A 14,831-nucleotide genomic window follows, 5' to 3' on the forward strand; every position below is an offset into this window, starting at 1 on the left:
CGAGGTCTCAGCGAAGCCCCGCGCGCGCGAGCGCGTCGTCGTCTCGGTCGATTCGCGGGCAGCCCGGTTGATCGGTGCGCTGGCCCTGCTCAGCGCCACCTGCTGGCTGGGCGAGATCCTTGCCCGCCACCATCACCAGCCGGCCTGGCACTACACCGATCAACCGGGCTGCCCGCGAATCGACCGAGACGACGACGCGCTCGCGCGCGCGGGGCTTCGCTGAGACCTCGACCAAGGGCCCGCTCACAACCACCTCCCGATGCGCTGACGTTCCAGCTGGGCGGCTGATCGCCGCCTCTGCACCGAATACCCGGCTGCCACGAACTTACGCCCGATCTGGCCCCATCTGGGCCGAATCCGCGGCGACGTCCTGCGGGTATCCCGCCCGATCTATCGGCGGGCGGGCGGAAAGTATTTCAGCACCCCTTCTTGGACCACCGTGGCGAGGACCTGCCCGGAGCGGTCGAAGAAGTGGCCGGTGCCGAGCCCGCGCGACTCCGCGGCCACGGGCGACGACGTCGAATACAGCACCCAGTCGTCGAAGTTGACCTGCCGGTGAAACCACACGGAATGGTTGGCGGAGGCGGCGAAGATGCGGTCGAACCCCCACGACAGGCCGTGGGTGGTGATCACCGAGTCCAGCACCGTGGTGTCCGAGGAGTACACCATGGTCGCGGTGTGCAGGACCGGGTCGTCCGGCATGGCGCCGCCGGCCTTCATCCAGACCCGGTTGTAGGGCAGCCGGTCGCCCTTCTCGCGCATCACCCAGGCCGGGTCGTTGGTGTAGCGCCATTCGATCGGCTGCAGGGCGTTGACGAAGTGCGGGACGGTCTCCTCGTAACCGCGGAGCAGCTCGCCGATCGGCGGCTGCGTTTCGGGCTCACCCACCTGCGGCGGGTCGACGGCGTGTTCCAGGCCGCGGCCGCCGGACATGTAGGAGACCATCGCCGAGGACAACAGCACGCCGTCCTGCACGGCGTCGACGCGCCGATTGGCGAAGCGCCGCTCGTCACGCAGCTTGGTGACGTGGAACTCGATGTCCTTGGCGGTGTCGCCGCCGTTGACGAAGTGCACGGATAGCGCGCTGGGCGGCAGGTCGTCGCGGACCAGCGTGCGGCTGCTCGCGACGAACGACTGGGCCATGAGCTGGCCGCCGAAAGTCCGCATGGGGTTCTTGCTGGGATGAGACCCGACAAAACGCTCGTCGGTGACGCGGTTGAGGTCGAGCGTCGCCAGCAGTTCCTCGAAATCCGAATTGGTGCTGATGGCGGCGTCTCCTACCGGGGTCCCATGGGTCGTTGCGCTAAACGTCGTCCTCCCCGATCCGGTGCACATGGATCAGGTTGGTCGAACCCACTGTGCCAGGTGGCGCACCGGCGACGATGACCACCAGGTCACCGCGCTTGTAGCGGCCGAGGTCGAGCAGCGACTTGTCGACCTGGCGGATCATGCCGTCGGTCGAGGTCATCATCGGGACGATGAACGTCTCGGTGCCCCAGGTCATGGCGAGTTGGCTGCGCACCTCGGGCCACGCGGTGAAGGCCAGCAGCGGCAGCGGGGTGTGCAGTCGCGCCAGCCGCTTGACGGTGTCGCCGGACTGGGTGAAGGCGACCAGCGCCTTGGCGTCGAGCCGCTCGCCGATGTCGCGGGCGGCGTACGAGATCACCCCGCGCTTGGTGCGTGGCACGTGCGTCAGCGGCGGAGCGGCGGTCGAATTGTCCTCGACGGCACAGATGATCCGGGCCATGGTCCGGACGGCAGCCAGCGGATACTTCCCCACCGACGTCTCGCCCGACAACATCACCGCGTCGGCGCCGTCGAGCACCGCGTTGGCGACGTCGGAGGCCTCGGCCCGCGTGGGCCGCGAGTTCTCGATCATGGAGTCGAGCATCTGCGTCGCCACGATGACGGGTTTGGCGTTCTCCCGGGCCATCTGGATGGCGCGCTTCTGCACCAGCGGCACCTCTTCGAGCGGCAACTCGACGCCGAGGTCGCCGCGGGCCACCATGACGGCGTCGAAGGCCAGCACGATCGCTTCCAGATTGTCGACGGCTTCCGGCTTTTCCAGTTTGGCGATCACCGGCACCCGCCGCCCGATCCGGTCCATCACCTCGTGCACCAACTCGACGTCGGACGGCGAGCGCACGAACGACAACGCCACCAGGTCGACGCCGAGATCCAGCGCGAACGTCAGGTCCTCGATGTCCTTCTCGGACAAGGCCGGTGCGGACACGTTCATGCCGGGCAGCGAGATGCCCTTGTTGTTGCTGACAGGGCCGCCCTCTTCCACGGTGCAGATGACGTCGTCGCCCTCGATGCGCTCGACGACCAGGCCGACCTTGCCATCGTCGACCAGCACCCGATCCCCGACCGTCGCGTCCGCGGCCAGCTTCTTGTAAGTGGTCGACACGCGGTCGTGGGTGCCTTCGCAGTCCGCGACGGTGATGCACACGGTTTCGCCGTCGGCCCAGTACGTGGACCCGGTCGCGAACCGCCCCAGCCGGATCTTCGGGCCCTGCAGGTCGGCGAGCACCCCAACCGCGCGGCCCGTGGTGTCGGAGGCGGCCCGCACACGCTCGTAGGCGGCCTTGTGGTCGGAGTAGTCGCCGTGACTGAAGTTCAACCGGGCGACGTCCATTCCGGCCTCGACCAGCGCCAGAATCAGCTCGTCCGAATTCGTCGCAGGGCCAAGGGTGCAGACGATCTTTCCGCGTCTACTCACGCCGACACAGCATAGTCGCGTGAGAGCAGCCCGGTCCGACCGAACGGCGTTCGCGCGGCGGACGCGTTAACCACTCTGAATCGCCGGAAACAGCGGGAAGCCGGGCAGGTTACGCACCACCGTCCACGCGATGACAGCCAGCACCATCGTCAGCCAGGCCGCCGTTGACGGCGCCGGCTTGCCGCGACCACGGCCGACCAGCAGCCAGCCGGCCAGCATCGGGATGCCGAACAGCAGGAGAACGTTGTCGTTGACGGCGGCGGCCAGGTGGCCGTGCAGCAGGTCGTTTGTCATCCGCAGGCCACCGCAGAACGGGCAGTTCCATCCGGTCAGCCATTTGAAGGGGCACAGCGGATACACCGAATTGCTGTTGTGCGGGTCGACCAGGCCGATGTAGCCGAGCGCGCCGCCCAGCGCCAACGCGGTTCCGGCGGCGGCGGCGTATCGGCGCGGGCCGTGACGCCGTTCCACCGCTTGTCCAGCTGAATGCGGTTGCGTCACATTCTCAGCATGCCAGACGCAGCAAGCCACTAGCTGTTCGACGGCCGGTTCCTTCGCAGCCTCCAGCGGCTGCGTGGTGACTTGTACGGCTCGGCGGCCGAAGCCGGTTCGGCCGAGTCCTGTGCCGCCTCTGGCTCGGATTCATCGCCCGCCTCGGGTTCGGGCTCTTCGGCCTCCGGTTTGTCGCCCTCGGACTCATCGGCGTCGGGCTCTTCCTCGACTTCCGCCTCTGGTTCGTCGAGCTGACCCTCTTCGGCTGCGCCCTCGGCCTCGTCCGCTTCGGGCTCTTGCGCTTCCGGCTCCTCGGCCTCTCCGGGCTCTTCGGCAGCCTCCGCTTTGACCGTCTCGGGCTCGTCTACGTGGGCAGCCTCGCCGTTTTCCGCCGGCTCGGCGGATTCATCGTCGTCACCGCCGGCACCCGCCGCGACCGCCGCGGTCGCTGCCTCGGCCGAGACGACGGTCGGTGACTCGTCCGCCGGCACCTCCGCCGGGGATTCCGCGGCGGTGTGGTCGGTGCCGCGCAGGCTCTCGGGTGCCTCCCGCCCCTTCGGCGCCACCATGATGTACACCACCGCGCCGATGAACACGAAAGTCGATGTGAACGAGTTGATCCGGATACCCGCGATGTGGGTGGCGGTGTCGTCGCGTAGCAGCTCCACACCGAAGCGCCCGATGCAGTAGCTGGCCACATACAGCGCGAACAGCCGCCCGTGGCCCAGCGTGAACCGCCGGTCCGCGTAGAGCAGGAAGGCGAAAACCAAGACGTTCCAGATCAATTCGTAGAGAAACGTCGGCTGCACGACCAGCGCCACCTGGCCGGTGGAGACACCGTCCAACGAATGGGGGTCGACGTACCCCGAGGGGTCCCGGCGGTAGAAGATCTCCAGGCCCCACGGCAGCGTGGTTTCCCGGCCGTAGAGCTCCTGGTTGAAATAGTTCCCGAGCCGGCCGATGGCCTGCGCCAGGATGATGCCCGGCGCAATCGCGTCGGCGAAGGCCGGCAGCGGGATGCCGTGCCGCCGGCAACCGATCCAGGCTCCGACACCGCCGAGCGCCACCGCGCCCCAGATGCCCAGGCCGCCGTCCCAAATCCGCACCGCCGCACCGAGCCCCGCTCCACCGGGCCCCCAATAGGTCCGCCAGTCGGTGGCCAGGTGATACAGCCTGCCGCCCACCAATCCGAACGGCACGACCCACAGGGCGATGTCGTAGATGACCCCGCGCTGGCCGCCGCGGGCCTCCCAGCGCCGGTCGCCGATCAGCAGGGCCACCACGATGCCGGTGATGATGAACAGCGCGTAGGCGCGAATCGGCAGCGGCCCCAGGTGCCAGACACCTTGGTGCGGGCTCGGGAAATACGTCGGCAACATCGTCATCGGCCGGACGCCCTCTGCCGCACACCGGCGGCCAGCTCCTCGGTGAGCGCGCGCAGCGCGGGCAACCCACCGTCACCGAGCGCCGACACCAGCGCGGACCCGACGATCACCCCGTCGGCGTAGTCGGCGATCTGCGCCGCCTGCTCTCGCGACCGCACGCCGAGGCCGACGCCGACCGGTATGTCCGACACGGCCTTCACCCGTGCCACCAGTTCGGGTGCGGCCTGCGACACCGCGTCCCGCGCTCCGGTTACCCCCATCGTGGAAGCAGCGTAGACGAATCCCCGCGACGCCTCGACGGTCATCGCCAGCCGTTGCGGTGTCGAGGACGGTGCCACCAGGAAAATCCGATCCAGCCGATGCTCCTCGGCGGCCGCCAGCCACGGCCCCGCTTCGTCGGGGATGAGGTCCGGGGTGATCAGGCCCTGTCCCCCGGCCGACGCGAGATCCCGCGCGAACGCGTCGACCCCGTACCGCAGCACCGGATTCCAATACGTCATCACGACCGCGCGCCCACCGGCCGCACTGATCGCCTCGACGGCGGCGAGCGTGTCCCGGACCCGCACTCCCGCGTGCAACGCGGCCTCGGTGGCGCGGGCGATGGTCGGCCCGTCCATGCCGGGATCGGAGTAGGGCACACCGACTTCGATGATGTCGCAACCCGATTCGACGAGGGCAATCATCCCGTCCACCGAGGCCCGCACGTCGGGGTAACCGGTGGGCAGGTAGCCGATCAACGCGGCACGGTCGTCCGCGCGGCACGCGTCGAAGACCGGCCCGAGCCTGCTTGCTTGCCGCTGTTGCACGTTCATCGCTCGCTGGGCCCCATCAGGCCGAACCATTTCGCGGCCGTCTCGACGTCCTTGTCACCGCGGCCCGAGAGGTTCACCACGATGATCGCGCCCGGCCCCAGCTCGAGGCCCAGCTTGACCGCGCCGGCGACCGCGTGCGCCGATTCGATCGCCGGGATGATCCCCTCGGTGCGGCACAGCAGCGCGAACGCGTCCATCGCCTCGGCGTCGGTGATCGGCCGGTATTCGGCACGCCCGATCTCCTTGAGATACGCATGCTCGGGGCCCACCCCCGGATAGTCCAAACCCGCTGAGATCGAATGCGATTCGATGGTCTGGCCATCCTCGTCCTGTAGCAGGTAGGAGAACGACCCCTGGAAGGCACCGGGTGAGCCGCCGGCGAACGTCGCGGCGTGCCTTCCGGTTTCGACGCCGTCACCGGCCGCCTCGAAGCCGACCAGGCGGACCCCCGCATCGTCGATGAACGGGTGGAAGATGCCGATGGCGTTGGATCCCCCACCGACACAGGCCACTACCGCGTCGGGCAACCGGCCCGCCTGGGCCTGGATCTGCACCCGCGCCTCCAGCCCGATGATGCGTTGAAAATCGCGCACCATCGCCGGGAACGGGTGCGGTCCCGCGGCGGTGCCGAAGCAGTAGTAGGTGCGCTCGGCGTTGGTCACCCAGTCACGAAACGCCTCGTTGATGGCGTCTTTGAGCGTTTTCGAGCCGCTCTGCACGGACACCACCTCGGCGCCCAGCAGTCGCATCCGGGCCACGTTGAGCGCCTGGCGCGCGGTGTCCACCGCGCCCATGTAGATCACACATTCCAGGCCCAGCAAGGCGCACGCGGTGGCCGTGGCGACGCCGTGCTGACCGGCGCCCGTCTCGGCGATCACCCGGGTCTTGCCCATTCGCTTGGCCAGCAGCGCCTGACCGAGCACGTTGTTGATCTTGTGAGAACCGGTGTGGTTCAGGTCTTCTCGCTTGAGGAAGATGCGCGCGGCACCGGCGTGTTCGGACAGCCGGGTGGCCTCGTACAGCGGCGACGGCCGGCCGGTGTAGTTGACCTGCAGATCGTCCAGGGTGTCCAGGAAGTCGGGGTTGATGCGTTCCTTCTCGTAGGCGGCGGTGACCTCTTCGATCACCGCCATCAACGCCTCCGCGACGTAGCGGCCGCCGTAAACACCGAAATGGCCGCCCGCATCGGGTTCGTGGCGGGTGGTTTCGGCGACGGCTGCACTCGGACGGGGAAGGTCCGAGCGGGACAGGTTGACCATCACCAGCGACTTGACGACTAGCGAGACGGCTTCGGGCAGGACGGGTGGGTGCCCGCGGTGACCAGGTCGGCGACCGCGGCGCGCGGGTCACCGCTTTTGACCAAACCCTCACCGACCAGAACGGCGTCCGCACCGGCGCCGGCATACGCCAACAGGTCCCCGGTGCCACGAACACCGGACTCGGCGATCCTGATCACGTTGCTGGGCAGCCCGGGAGCGATGCGCGCAAAGCAATCCCGGTCGACTTCCAGCGTCGCGAGATCGCGTGCGTTGACACCGATTACGTTGGCCCCCGCCTTCAGCGCTCGGTCGGCTTCCTCCTCGGTGTGCACCTCGACGAGGGCGGTCATGCCCAGCGATTCGGTGCGGTCCAGCATCGACACCAGGGCGGACTGGTCCAGCGCGGCGACAATGAGCAACAACATGTCGGCGCCGTGCGCGCGGGCTTCGTGGATCTGATACGGCTGCACCACAAAGTCTTTCCGCAACACCGGTATCGAGACGGCGGCGCGGACCGCGTCGAGGTCGTCGAGCGAGCCGTGGAAGCGTCGCTCCTCGGTCAGCACGCTGATGATCCGGGCTCCGCCGTCCTCGTACGCGCGGGCCAGTTTCGCCGGATCGGCGATGGTGGCCAGGGAACCCGCCGACGGGCTGGCGCGCTTGACTTCGGCGATGACGCCGATGCCGGGCTCGCGCAGGGCGGCCATCACGTCACGCGGTGGCGGCGCCGCGGCGGCGGCGGCTTTGATCTCGGACAAGCTGATGAGGGCTTCGCGCGCGGCGACGTCGGCCCGGACTCCCTCGAGGATGGAGTCAAGCACGGTAGCCGGACTCATGCCTGTTGCTTCCCTTCGCGCTGTCACCCATCGTCACCCCACGGCCTACCTGACAAATCGGAGCCGATTGCGACGACGTGAATGAAGGGTAGCGGCCCCCGGCTCGCGGCCCGTCACCGACCCTCGGTGTCCGAGCCGCGGGGCAGATCGGTCGGCTCCTGCGTTGGGTCACAGCCCTCGTCAAGCGCGTCCCAGATCATCCGCTCCGACATTTCCGACGTCTCCGGCTGCTCCAGCATCGCGCCATCGGCGTCGTCGCGTAGCGCATTCGAGCGGCGCGTCGCCGGGGCCGCATACTTTCGGGCGCTCAGCCTCGCCGCCCCGGGATCGCCGGCCGACCGCAGCAACAGGACGGCAGCGATCAGGGTGCACGCCGCCGCGGCCACCGCGATGCCGGCGCCGACGTAGCGCCGCTCGCTGCCCACCAGCGTCATCACCGCGACGTGGGCCAGATCGGCCCCGCGCACGGCGACGTCGGGCAGCGCCCACAGACTGACGCCGAGGTATCCGACGGCCAGGCTGGCCAGGGCCAGCAGCCCCGCCAGCGCCCGCAGCGGCCAGCCGCGCACCGCGATCGCCGCCACGGCCGCCGCCAGCATGAGCACCGCCAACGGCAGCAGCGCCGTCGACCACGACGCGCCGGACAGCGTCACCTCGCGCGGCGGTCCGAGCCCGTCGAACGACCGGATCACCACCCACGGCAGCCGGGACGCCGCCCACAACGCCGCCGCCGACAGCACCAGCAAGACCTGGGCCATCCCGACGGCCAGCCTTGCCCGGCGGTTGGGCCGGGCGTCAGCCATGGCGGCCGGCCTCCGGGGCGGTCAGCGTCTCGGCGGCGGCGATCGCGTTGAGCACCGCGCGCGCCTTGTTGGACGCCTCGGTGTACTCGTAGGGGCCGTTGGAGTCGGCCACCACCCCGCCGCCGGCCTGCACGTAGGCGGTGCCGTCGCGCATCAGCGCGGTGCGGATGGCGATCGCGAAGTCGGCGTTGCCGGCGAAATCGAGGTAGCCGACCACGCCGCCGTAGAGTCCGCGCCGCGTCTTCTCCACCTCCTCGATCAGCTCCATGGCCCGCACCTTGGGTGCGCCCGACAGCGTGCCGGCCGGGAAGCAGGCCGTCACCGCGTCCAGCGCGGTGCGGCCCTCGGCGAGCATCCCCGTCACCGTCGACACCAGATGCATGACGTGGCTGTAGCGCTCGATGTGGCTGTAGTCCTCGACGCGCACGGTGCCCGGCGCGCACACCCGGCCCAGGTCGTTGCGGCCCAGGTCCACCAGCATCAGGTGCTCGGCGCGTTCCTTCTCGTCGGCCAGCAGTTCCTTTTCCAGCAGCTGATCCTCTTCGTCGGTCTGCCCCCGCCACCGGGTGCCGGCGATCGGATGCGTCGTCGCCCAGCCGTCGTGAACGGTGACCAGCGCCTCCGGGCTGGAGCCCACGACCGAAAAGTCCGTTTCCCCATGATCATTCGGGACATGCATCAGGTACATGTAGGGGCTCGGGTTGGTGACCCGCAGCATCCGGTACACGTCGATCGGGTCGACGTCGGTGTCCATCTCGAACCGCTGGGAGGGCACCACTTGGAAGGCCTCACCGGCGGCGATCTGGTCGACGAGGTAGTCGACGATCTTGCCGTACTCCTCGACGGTGCGCTGCGCGCGGTATCGCGGCTCGGGCCGGTCGAACGTGGCGACCGTGGACGGCAGCGGCTGGCCCAGCGCCGAGGTCATCACGTCCAGGCGGGCGACCGCGTCGTCGTAGGCCTCGTCGACCCGCTCGTCGGTGCCGTTCCAGTTCACCGCGTTGGCGATCAGCGTGATGGTGCCCTCGTGGTGGTCGACGGCCGCCACGTCGGTGGCCAGCAGTAGCAGCATGTCCGGCAGGTGCAGGTCGTCGACGGCCAGCTCGGGCAGGCGTTCCAGGCGCCGCACCATGTCGTAGGCGAACAAGCCGACCATGCCGCCGGACAGCGGTGGCAGCCCGGGCAGGGTGCCGGTGGCCAGCAGCTCGAGGGTGGCCCGCAGCGCGTGCAGCGGGTCGCCCCCGGTGGGCGCGTCCTGCGGCACGGCCCCGAGCCAGACCGCTTCGCCGCCGCGGACGGTCAACGCCGACGGCGCGCCTGCGCCGATGAACGACCAGCGCGACCAGGACCGGCCGTGCTCGGCCGATTCCAGCAGGAACGTGCCCGGGCGATTGGCGGCGAGCTTGCGGTAGGCCGACAGCGGTGTCTCGCTGTCGGCGAGCACCTTGCGGGTCACCGGAACCACGCGGTGCTCGGCTGCGAGCTGGCGGAAGTCCTCTCGTGAGGTCGTCGCGGCGAGGTGGGCGTGCACCGAACCATCCTCGCAGACGAGCTCCCGGCGGCTCGCGAGCGTAACGTGGCCGCGCTCCTGAGGCCCGCCGGCCGCGGTGGCGTTACGCTCGCGACATGAAACCCGGTGACACCGTCGCGGACTTCGAACTTGCCGATCAAACGGGGACGCCACGCAAGCTCAGCGACCTGCTCGCCGGCGGACCGGTGGTGCTGTTCTTCTATCCCGCCGCCATGACGCCGGGCTGCACCAAGGAGGCCTGCCACTTCCGGGACCAGGCCGCCGAATTCGCCGCCGTCGGGGCCAACCGGGTCGGCATCAGCGTCGATCCCGTGCACAAGCAGGCCAAGTTCGCCGACATGCAGAAGTTCGACTACCCGCTGCTGTCCGACACGGACGGGACCGTCGCCGCGCAGTTCGGCGTCAAGCGCGGCCTGCTCGGCAAGTTGATGCCGGTCAAGCGCACCACCTTCGTCATCGACACCGATCGCACGGTGCTCGACGTGATCTCCAGCGAGTTCAGCATGGACGCCCACGCGGACAAGGCGCTGCAGACGCTGCGCGCCCGCTGAGCGTCAGGGGCTGATCGCCAGGAACACGTAGGCGGCGAGCAGCACCAGGTGCAGCTCGCCCTGCAGCCGCGTGGCCCGGCCGGGCACCACCGTCAGCATGCTGATCACGACGGTCAGCGCCAGCAGCACCAATTGGATGGCGCCCAGGCCGAGCACCAGCGGTCCCTTGAGCCAGATCGACGCCAGCGCGATCGCGGGGATGGTCAGCCCGATGCTCGCCAACGCCGAGCCGTAGGCCAGGTTGAGGCTGATCTGGATGCGGCCCTGCCGCGACGCGCGCACCGCGGCGAGGGTTTCCGGCAGCAGCACCAACGAGGCGATCACGACGCCGACGAAGGACTGCGGGAATCCCACCGCCGTCACCGCGCTCTCGACGGCCGGCGACTCCTCCTCGGCCAGCCCCACGACCGCGAGCAGGGCGACCAGCAGCAGCCCCAGGCTGCCCAGCGCCGCGCCGCGGCTCGGCGGGTCCGCGTGGCTCTCGTCCTCGAACAGCCGCTTCTGGCCCTTCTGCGCGACCGGCAGGAAGAAGTCGCGGTGGCGCACCGTCTGCGTGAACACGAAGACCAGGTACAGCAGCAGCGAGGCGACCGCCGCGAAGACCAGCTGCCCGGGCGAGAACTCCTTGCCCAGGCCGCTGATCGTGAACGCCGGGAGCACCAGGCTCAGCGTCGCCAGCGTGGTCAGGGTGGCCAGCGCCGCGCCGCTGCCCTCGGCGTTGAACAGCGTGACGCCATAACGCCGCGAACCCATCAGCAGCGACAGCCCCGCGATGCCGTTGGTGGTGATCATCAGCGCGGCGAACACGGTGTCCCTGGCCAGCGTCGCTGCTTCGTTGCCCCCGGATGCCATCAGCTCGACGATGAGGGCCACCTCGATCACCGTCACCGCGGCCGCGAGCACCAGGGACCCGAATGGCTCGCCGACCCGGGCCGCGACCACCTCGGCGTGATGCACCGCGGCCAGCACCGCCCCGATGAGGAATGCCGCCACCACCGCGGCCAGTGCCGGGCGGAGCCGTTCGCCCCAGATCACGGCCAGCACCCCGACGGCAAGCAACGGTACGACCGCGGTCCACGACATCCGTCTCAACATCGACCGCCATTCTCATCGACGGCACCCGTTCGGGCGACTTCGGAGCACGGTTCCGGCCTCCCGGGCCGCCCGGCGACGCCGCGACAACATTTCTTGAACCGAAAGTCCCCGGGCGCTGGGGACAAAAGCCCCTAACGCCCACCCGGCGGCCTTCCATACGGTCGCAACATTCGCCTCAGGTTTACACGGGCTGATCCGGAGGGAAGTCAAGTAGCCGGCCCGGATCGAAGGGGGAAGCGGTGTTAGCTACCCGGACCACCGCACACAGCGGCGCCAACAGCTCAATTCGCAACCATCTGCGCAGCGCGAAGGACGACGACCGCACTGACTGGGTTTCCAAAGCCCTCTGCCGGAACGGCAACCCGGACGGGCTGTTCGTTCGCGGCGCCGCCCAGAGAAAGGCCGCAACGATCTGCCGGCACTGCCCGGTGATCCTGGAATGCGGCGCCGATGCGCTCGACAACCGGGTCGAGTGGGGAGTCTGGGGCGGCATGACGGAACGCCAGCGCCGTGCCCTGCTCAGAAAGCACTCCGAGGTGGTGTCCTGGGTCGACTTCCTGGCCGCCGCCCAGGGTCAGCGTCGCACCGCGAACTAGCGTCGCGGGGCGGATCGCCGACACCGCGACGAACCTAGGCCTCGGGCTGCAGCAGTACGTCGGCGTCGAAGCAGCTGTGGTCGCCGGTGTGACAGGCGCCGCCCACCTGGTCGACCGTGAGCAGTACGGCGTCCCCGTCGCAGTCCAGCCGCACCGAGTGCACGTGTTGGGTGTGGCCGGACGTCGCGCCCTTGACCCACTGCTGGGCGCGGGACCGCGAAAAGTACGTCGCCTCACGGGTTTCGAGCGTGCGGGCCAGCGCCGCGTCGTCCATCCAGGCGACCATCAGCACGTCGCCGCTGCCGCGTTCCTGCACGACGGCCGTGAACAGGCCTTCGGCGTTGCGTTTCAGGCGCGCGGCGATCTGTGGGTCCAGCGTCATCGCACGGTGATCCCTTCGGCCGCCATGGCGGCCTTCACCTGACCGATGGTCAGCTCCCGGAAGTGAAAGACGCTGGCCGCCAACACCGCATCGGCGCCCGCGGCGACCGCCGGCGCGAAGTGTTCGGCCGCGCCGGCGCCGCCGCTGGCGATCACCGGCACCGTGACCGCCGAACGCACCGCCCGCAGCATCTCCAGGTCGAACCCGGCCTTGGTGCCGTCGGCGTCCATCGAATTCAGCAGGATCTCTCCCACCCCCAGATCGGCTCCGCGAGAAGCCCATTCGACGGCGTCGATGCCTGTCCCACGGCGCCCGCCGTGCGTGGTGACCTCCCACCCCGACGGCGTCGGCACCGAACCCGGGGGCACCGTGCGGGCGTCGACCGACAGCACGATGCACTGCGAGCCGAACTGCCTCGCCATTTCCTCCAGCAGGTCGGGGCGGGCGATTGCGGCGGTGTTGATCGACACCTTGTCGGCGCCCGCCCGCAGCAAGACGTCGACATCGGCCACCGTGCGCACCCCGCCGCCGACGGTCAGCGGGATGAACACCTGCTCGGCCGTGCGGCGCACCACGTCCAGCATCGTGGCCCGCCCCGACGACGAGGCGGTGACGTCGAGGAAGGTGAGCTCGTCGGCGCCCTCGGCGTCGTAGGCCGCGGCGAGCTCGACGGGATCGCCCGCGTCGCGCAGGTTTTCGAAGTTGACCCCCTTGACCACCCGCCCGGCATCGACGTCCAGGCAGGGAATGACCCGCACCGCAAGGCCGTTACCGGCGGGCATCTCGGAAGTCCTCCGGTCGACCGGTGCCGCGCAGGATCTCGAGAATCTCGGCGTGCGCGCGGGGGCCCGCGGCCAGTGCGGAATCCGACGCCGGGGTCCAGGGTTCGCCGTGGACGTCGGTGACGACGCCGCCCGCGGCCCGCACCAGCGCGACCCCGGCCGCGTGGTCCCACACGTGGCCGCCGAAACTGATTGAGCCGCCGAGGACTCCGTCGGCGACGTAGGCGAGGTCGAGTCCGGTGGAGCCGTGCATACGCAACCGCGACGAGACCCGGCTGAGGTTCTCCAGCACTGCGATCCGGTAGCGCCCCGGGAACCGGCCCCGCGCGTCGGCGCTGAAGGAGCCGGCGCCGATCAGGGCGTCGGCCAGGTCGATGTCGGCCAGCGGCGGCTGCGGGACACCGTTTTTCAGCAACGGGCCGCCCACCACCGCGGTGTAACGCTGGTCGACGAAGGGCAGCCAGGTCAGCCCGGCGACCGGGTCGCCACGGTGCAGCAGGCCCAGCAGAATGCCCGCCATCGGGGAGCCGGCGGCGTAGTTGAACGTGCCGTCGACGGGGTCGAGCACCCACACCCATTCGGAGTCGACGTCCGTGCCGCCGAATTCCTCGCCGTGCACCCCGATTCCGGTTGCCTCGGTCAGCGCGTCGACCACCTGCCGCTCGATCGCGAGGTCGACGTCGGTGGCGAAGTCGTTGCCCTTCTTCTGGACCGCCGAATCGGCGCGGTGGCCGGCCAGGAACGGCTCGGTGGCGTCGTCGAGGATCGCCGCCGCCTTCTTCACCAACGCCTCCAGGTCCATCGCGGCCCTACCCCGCAACCGCGGCCAGCGCCTGCGGCAGGGTGAACCGCCCGGCGTAGAGGGCTTTCCCGACGATGGCTCCTTCGACGCCGCGGTCGGTCAGGGTGGCGATCGCGCGCAGGTCGTCCAGGCTTGACACGCCGCCGGAGGCGATCACCGGGGCGTCGGTCCGGTCGGCGACGGCGGCCAGCAGGTCGAGGTTGGGACCGCCCAGCGTGCCGTCCTTGGTGACGTCGGTGACGACGAAGCGCGAACAGCCTTCGCGGTCAAGGCGTTCCAGCACTTCCCACAGGTCACCGCCGTCGGTTTCCCAACCGCGGCCGCGCAACCGGTGCTGCCCCGCTGGCCTGGATTGGTCGATCTGGACGTCCAGCCCCACGGCGACCTTCTCGCCGTGCTCGCGGATCGCGCGCGCGCACCACTGCGGGTTCTCCAGCGCCGCGGTGCCCAGGTTGACCCGGGCGCAGCCGGTGGCCAGCGCCGCGGCCAGGGACTCGTCGTCACGGATGCCGCCCGACAGCTCCACCTGCACGTCGAGCTTGCCGACCACCTCGGCGAGCAGTTCGCGGTTGGAGCCGCGCCCGAACGCCGCGTCCAGGTCCACCAGGTGGATCCAGTCCGCGCCGTCGCGCTGCCAGCCCAGCGCCGCGTCCAGCGCCGAACCGTATTCGGTTTCGCTGCCCGCCTTGCCCTGGACCAACCGCACCGCGCGGCCATCGACCACGTCGACCGCGGGCAACAAGATCAACACGCTTTCTCCTCTGCTCCGAGGCTGCAACTGGG

At 69.8% G+C, this 14,831-nt stretch carries 16 protein-coding genes and 1 pseudogene; 3 read left to right on the plus strand and 14 right to left on the minus strand.

All coding sequences use genetic code 11. The features are described 5' to 3' along the window. Positions 1–223: pseudogene (locus tag A5713_RS22805) on the plus strand (hypothetical protein); the annotation flags it as partial. Positions 224–390: 167 nt separating this feature from the next. Here A5713_RS22805 and A5713_RS22810 read toward each other — a convergent pair. From A5713_RS22810 to A5713_RS22850, 9 genes are all read right to left on the minus strand, one after another. Further along, on the minus strand, positions 391–1,335 hold the full coding sequence (locus A5713_RS22810) for an acyl-CoA thioesterase II (RefSeq protein ID WP_197516452.1): 945 nt from the start codon (positions 1,333–1,335) through the stop codon (positions 391–393). Further along, positions 1,304–2,722, minus strand: a complete 1,419-nt coding sequence (gene pyk, locus A5713_RS22815; RefSeq protein WP_067920576.1) for a pyruvate kinase — start codon at positions 2,720–2,722, stop codon at positions 1,304–1,306. Before pyk ends, A5713_RS22810 begins: the two co-directional genes overlap by 32 nt. 66 nt (positions 2,723–2,788) lie before the next feature. Next, entirely contained in the window at positions 2,789–3,223 is a 435-nt protein-coding gene (locus tag A5713_RS22820; protein ID WP_082973111.1) for a DUF2752 domain-containing protein, read from the minus strand. A 29-nt stretch (positions 3,224–3,252) separates the two neighbouring features. Continuing rightward, entirely contained in the window at positions 3,253–4,599 is a 1,347-nt protein-coding gene (locus tag A5713_RS22825) for a prolipoprotein diacylglyceryl transferase (RefSeq protein ID WP_068098467.1), read from the minus strand. Then, positions 4,596–5,411, minus strand: a complete 816-nt coding sequence (gene trpA, locus A5713_RS22830) for a tryptophan synthase subunit alpha (RefSeq protein WP_068098468.1) — start codon at positions 5,409–5,411, stop codon at positions 4,596–4,598. Before trpA ends, A5713_RS22825 begins: the two co-directional genes overlap by 4 nt. Further along, the gene (gene trpB, locus A5713_RS22835) at positions 5,408–6,670 is read right to left on the minus strand and encodes a tryptophan synthase subunit beta (RefSeq protein ID WP_068098469.1); all 1,263 of its coding nucleotides are present in this window, start codon (positions 6,668–6,670) and stop codon (positions 5,408–5,410) included. Before trpB ends, trpA begins: the two co-directional genes overlap by 4 nt. A 17-nt stretch (positions 6,671–6,687) precedes the next feature. After that, a complete protein-coding gene (gene trpC / locus A5713_RS22840; protein WP_055404126.1) occupies positions 6,688–7,506 on the minus strand; it encodes an indole-3-glycerol phosphate synthase TrpC in 819 nt (272 codons plus the stop codon). A gap of 113 nt (positions 7,507–7,619) precedes the next feature. Further along, positions 7,620–8,309 carry a TIGR02234 family membrane protein gene (locus A5713_RS22845; protein ID WP_068098470.1) on the minus strand — a complete coding sequence of 230 codons (690 nt, stop codon included), beginning with the start codon at positions 8,307–8,309 and terminating at the stop codon, positions 7,620–7,622. Then, complete coding sequence (locus A5713_RS22850) at positions 8,302–9,840, minus strand: anthranilate synthase component I (protein WP_068098471.1); 1,539 nt, start codon at positions 9,838–9,840, stop codon at positions 8,302–8,304. The genes A5713_RS22845 and A5713_RS22850 overlap by 8 nt, the downstream gene beginning before the upstream one ends. A gap of 95 nt (positions 9,841–9,935) precedes the next feature. Between A5713_RS22850 and A5713_RS22855 the strand changes: the two genes are divergently transcribed. Next, complete coding sequence (locus A5713_RS22855) at positions 9,936–10,391, plus strand: peroxiredoxin (RefSeq protein WP_068098472.1); 456 nt, start codon at positions 9,936–9,938, stop codon at positions 10,389–10,391. A gap of 3 nt (positions 10,392–10,394) precedes the next feature. On the opposite strand, the gene A5713_RS22860 is transcribed toward A5713_RS22855, so the two are convergent. Beyond that, positions 10,395–11,486, minus strand: a complete 1,092-nt coding sequence (locus tag A5713_RS22860) for a calcium:proton antiporter (RefSeq protein WP_067920817.1) — start codon at positions 11,484–11,486, stop codon at positions 10,395–10,397. A gap of 239 nt (positions 11,487–11,725) precedes the next feature. Here A5713_RS22860 and A5713_RS22865 point away from each other — a divergent pair, with 239 nt between their 5' ends. Next, positions 11,726–12,082 (plus strand): WhiB family transcriptional regulator, encoded by a 357-nt coding sequence (locus A5713_RS22865; protein ID WP_082973112.1) that lies wholly within the window; start codon positions 11,726–11,728, stop codon positions 12,080–12,082. Between the two features lie 34 nt (positions 12,083–12,116). On the opposite strand, the gene hisI is transcribed toward A5713_RS22865, so the two are convergent. From hisI to priA, 4 genes are read right to left on the minus strand one after another with little or no spacing between them, the layout of a single operon-like run. After that, positions 12,117–12,464 carry a phosphoribosyl-AMP cyclohydrolase gene (gene hisI / locus A5713_RS22870; protein WP_067920816.1) on the minus strand — a complete coding sequence of 116 codons (348 nt, stop codon included), beginning with the start codon at positions 12,462–12,464 and terminating at the stop codon, positions 12,117–12,119. Next, positions 12,461–13,246, minus strand: coding sequence for an imidazole glycerol phosphate synthase subunit HisF (gene hisF / locus A5713_RS22875; RefSeq protein ID WP_067920814.1), 786 nt, complete (start codon positions 13,244–13,246; stop codon positions 12,461–12,463). Before hisF ends, hisI begins: the two co-directional genes overlap by 4 nt. Next, positions 13,233–14,048 (minus strand): inositol monophosphatase, encoded by an 816-nt coding sequence (locus A5713_RS22880; protein ID WP_068098473.1) that lies wholly within the window; start codon positions 14,046–14,048, stop codon positions 13,233–13,235. The genes hisF and A5713_RS22880 overlap by 14 nt, the downstream gene beginning before the upstream one ends. 7 nt (positions 14,049–14,055) lie before the next feature. Further along, positions 14,056–14,799, minus strand: a complete 744-nt coding sequence (gene priA, locus A5713_RS22885; protein ID WP_067920810.1) for a bifunctional 1-(5-phosphoribosyl)-5-((5-phosphoribosylamino)methylideneamino)imidazole-4-carboxamide isomerase/phosphoribosylanthranilate isomerase PriA — start codon at positions 14,797–14,799, stop codon at positions 14,056–14,058. Between the last annotated feature and the right edge of the window lie 32 nt (positions 14,800–14,831).

This window comes from Mycobacterium sp. E2497 (genome assembly GCF_001668695.1).
GTDB lineage: Bacteria > Actinomycetota > Actinomycetes > Mycobacteriales > Mycobacteriaceae > Mycobacterium.

Coding starts and splice junctions, on each gene's coding strand:
- hisI (WP_067920816.1), bottom strand. CDS start 12,464: ATGACGCTGGACCCACAGATCGCCGCGCGCCTGAAACGCAACGCCGAA.
- A5713_RS22810 (WP_197516452.1), bottom strand. CDS start 1,335: ATGTGCACCGGATCGGGGAGGACGACGTTTAGCGCAACGACCCATGGG.
- trpB (WP_068098469.1), bottom strand. CDS start 6,670: ATGGTCAACCTGTCCCGCTCGGACCTTCCCCGTCCGAGTGCAGCCGTC.
- A5713_RS22880 (WP_068098473.1), bottom strand. CDS start 14,048: ATGGACCTGGAGGCGTTGGTGAAGAAGGCGGCGGCGATCCTCGACGAC.
- A5713_RS22845 (WP_068098470.1), bottom strand. CDS start 8,309: ATGGCTGACGCCCGGCCCAACCGCCGGGCAAGGCTGGCCGTCGGGATG.
- trpA (WP_068098468.1), bottom strand. CDS start 5,411: ATGAACGTGCAACAGCGGCAAGCAAGCAGGCTCGGGCCGGTCTTCGAC.
- trpC (WP_055404126.1), bottom strand. CDS start 7,506: ATGAGTCCGGCTACCGTGCTTGACTCCATCCTCGAGGGAGTCCGGGCC.
- A5713_RS22855 (WP_068098472.1), top strand. CDS start 9,936: ATGAAACCCGGTGACACCGTCGCGGACTTCGAACTTGCCGATCAAACG.
- hisF (WP_067920814.1), bottom strand. CDS start 13,246: ATGCCCGCCGGTAACGGCCTTGCGGTGCGGGTCATTCCCTGCCTGGAC.
- A5713_RS22825 (WP_068098467.1), bottom strand. CDS start 4,599: ATGACGATGTTGCCGACGTATTTCCCGAGCCCGCACCAAGGTGTCTGG.
- A5713_RS22860 (WP_067920817.1), bottom strand. CDS start 11,486: ATGTTGAGACGGATGTCGTGGACCGCGGTCGTACCGTTGCTTGCCGTC.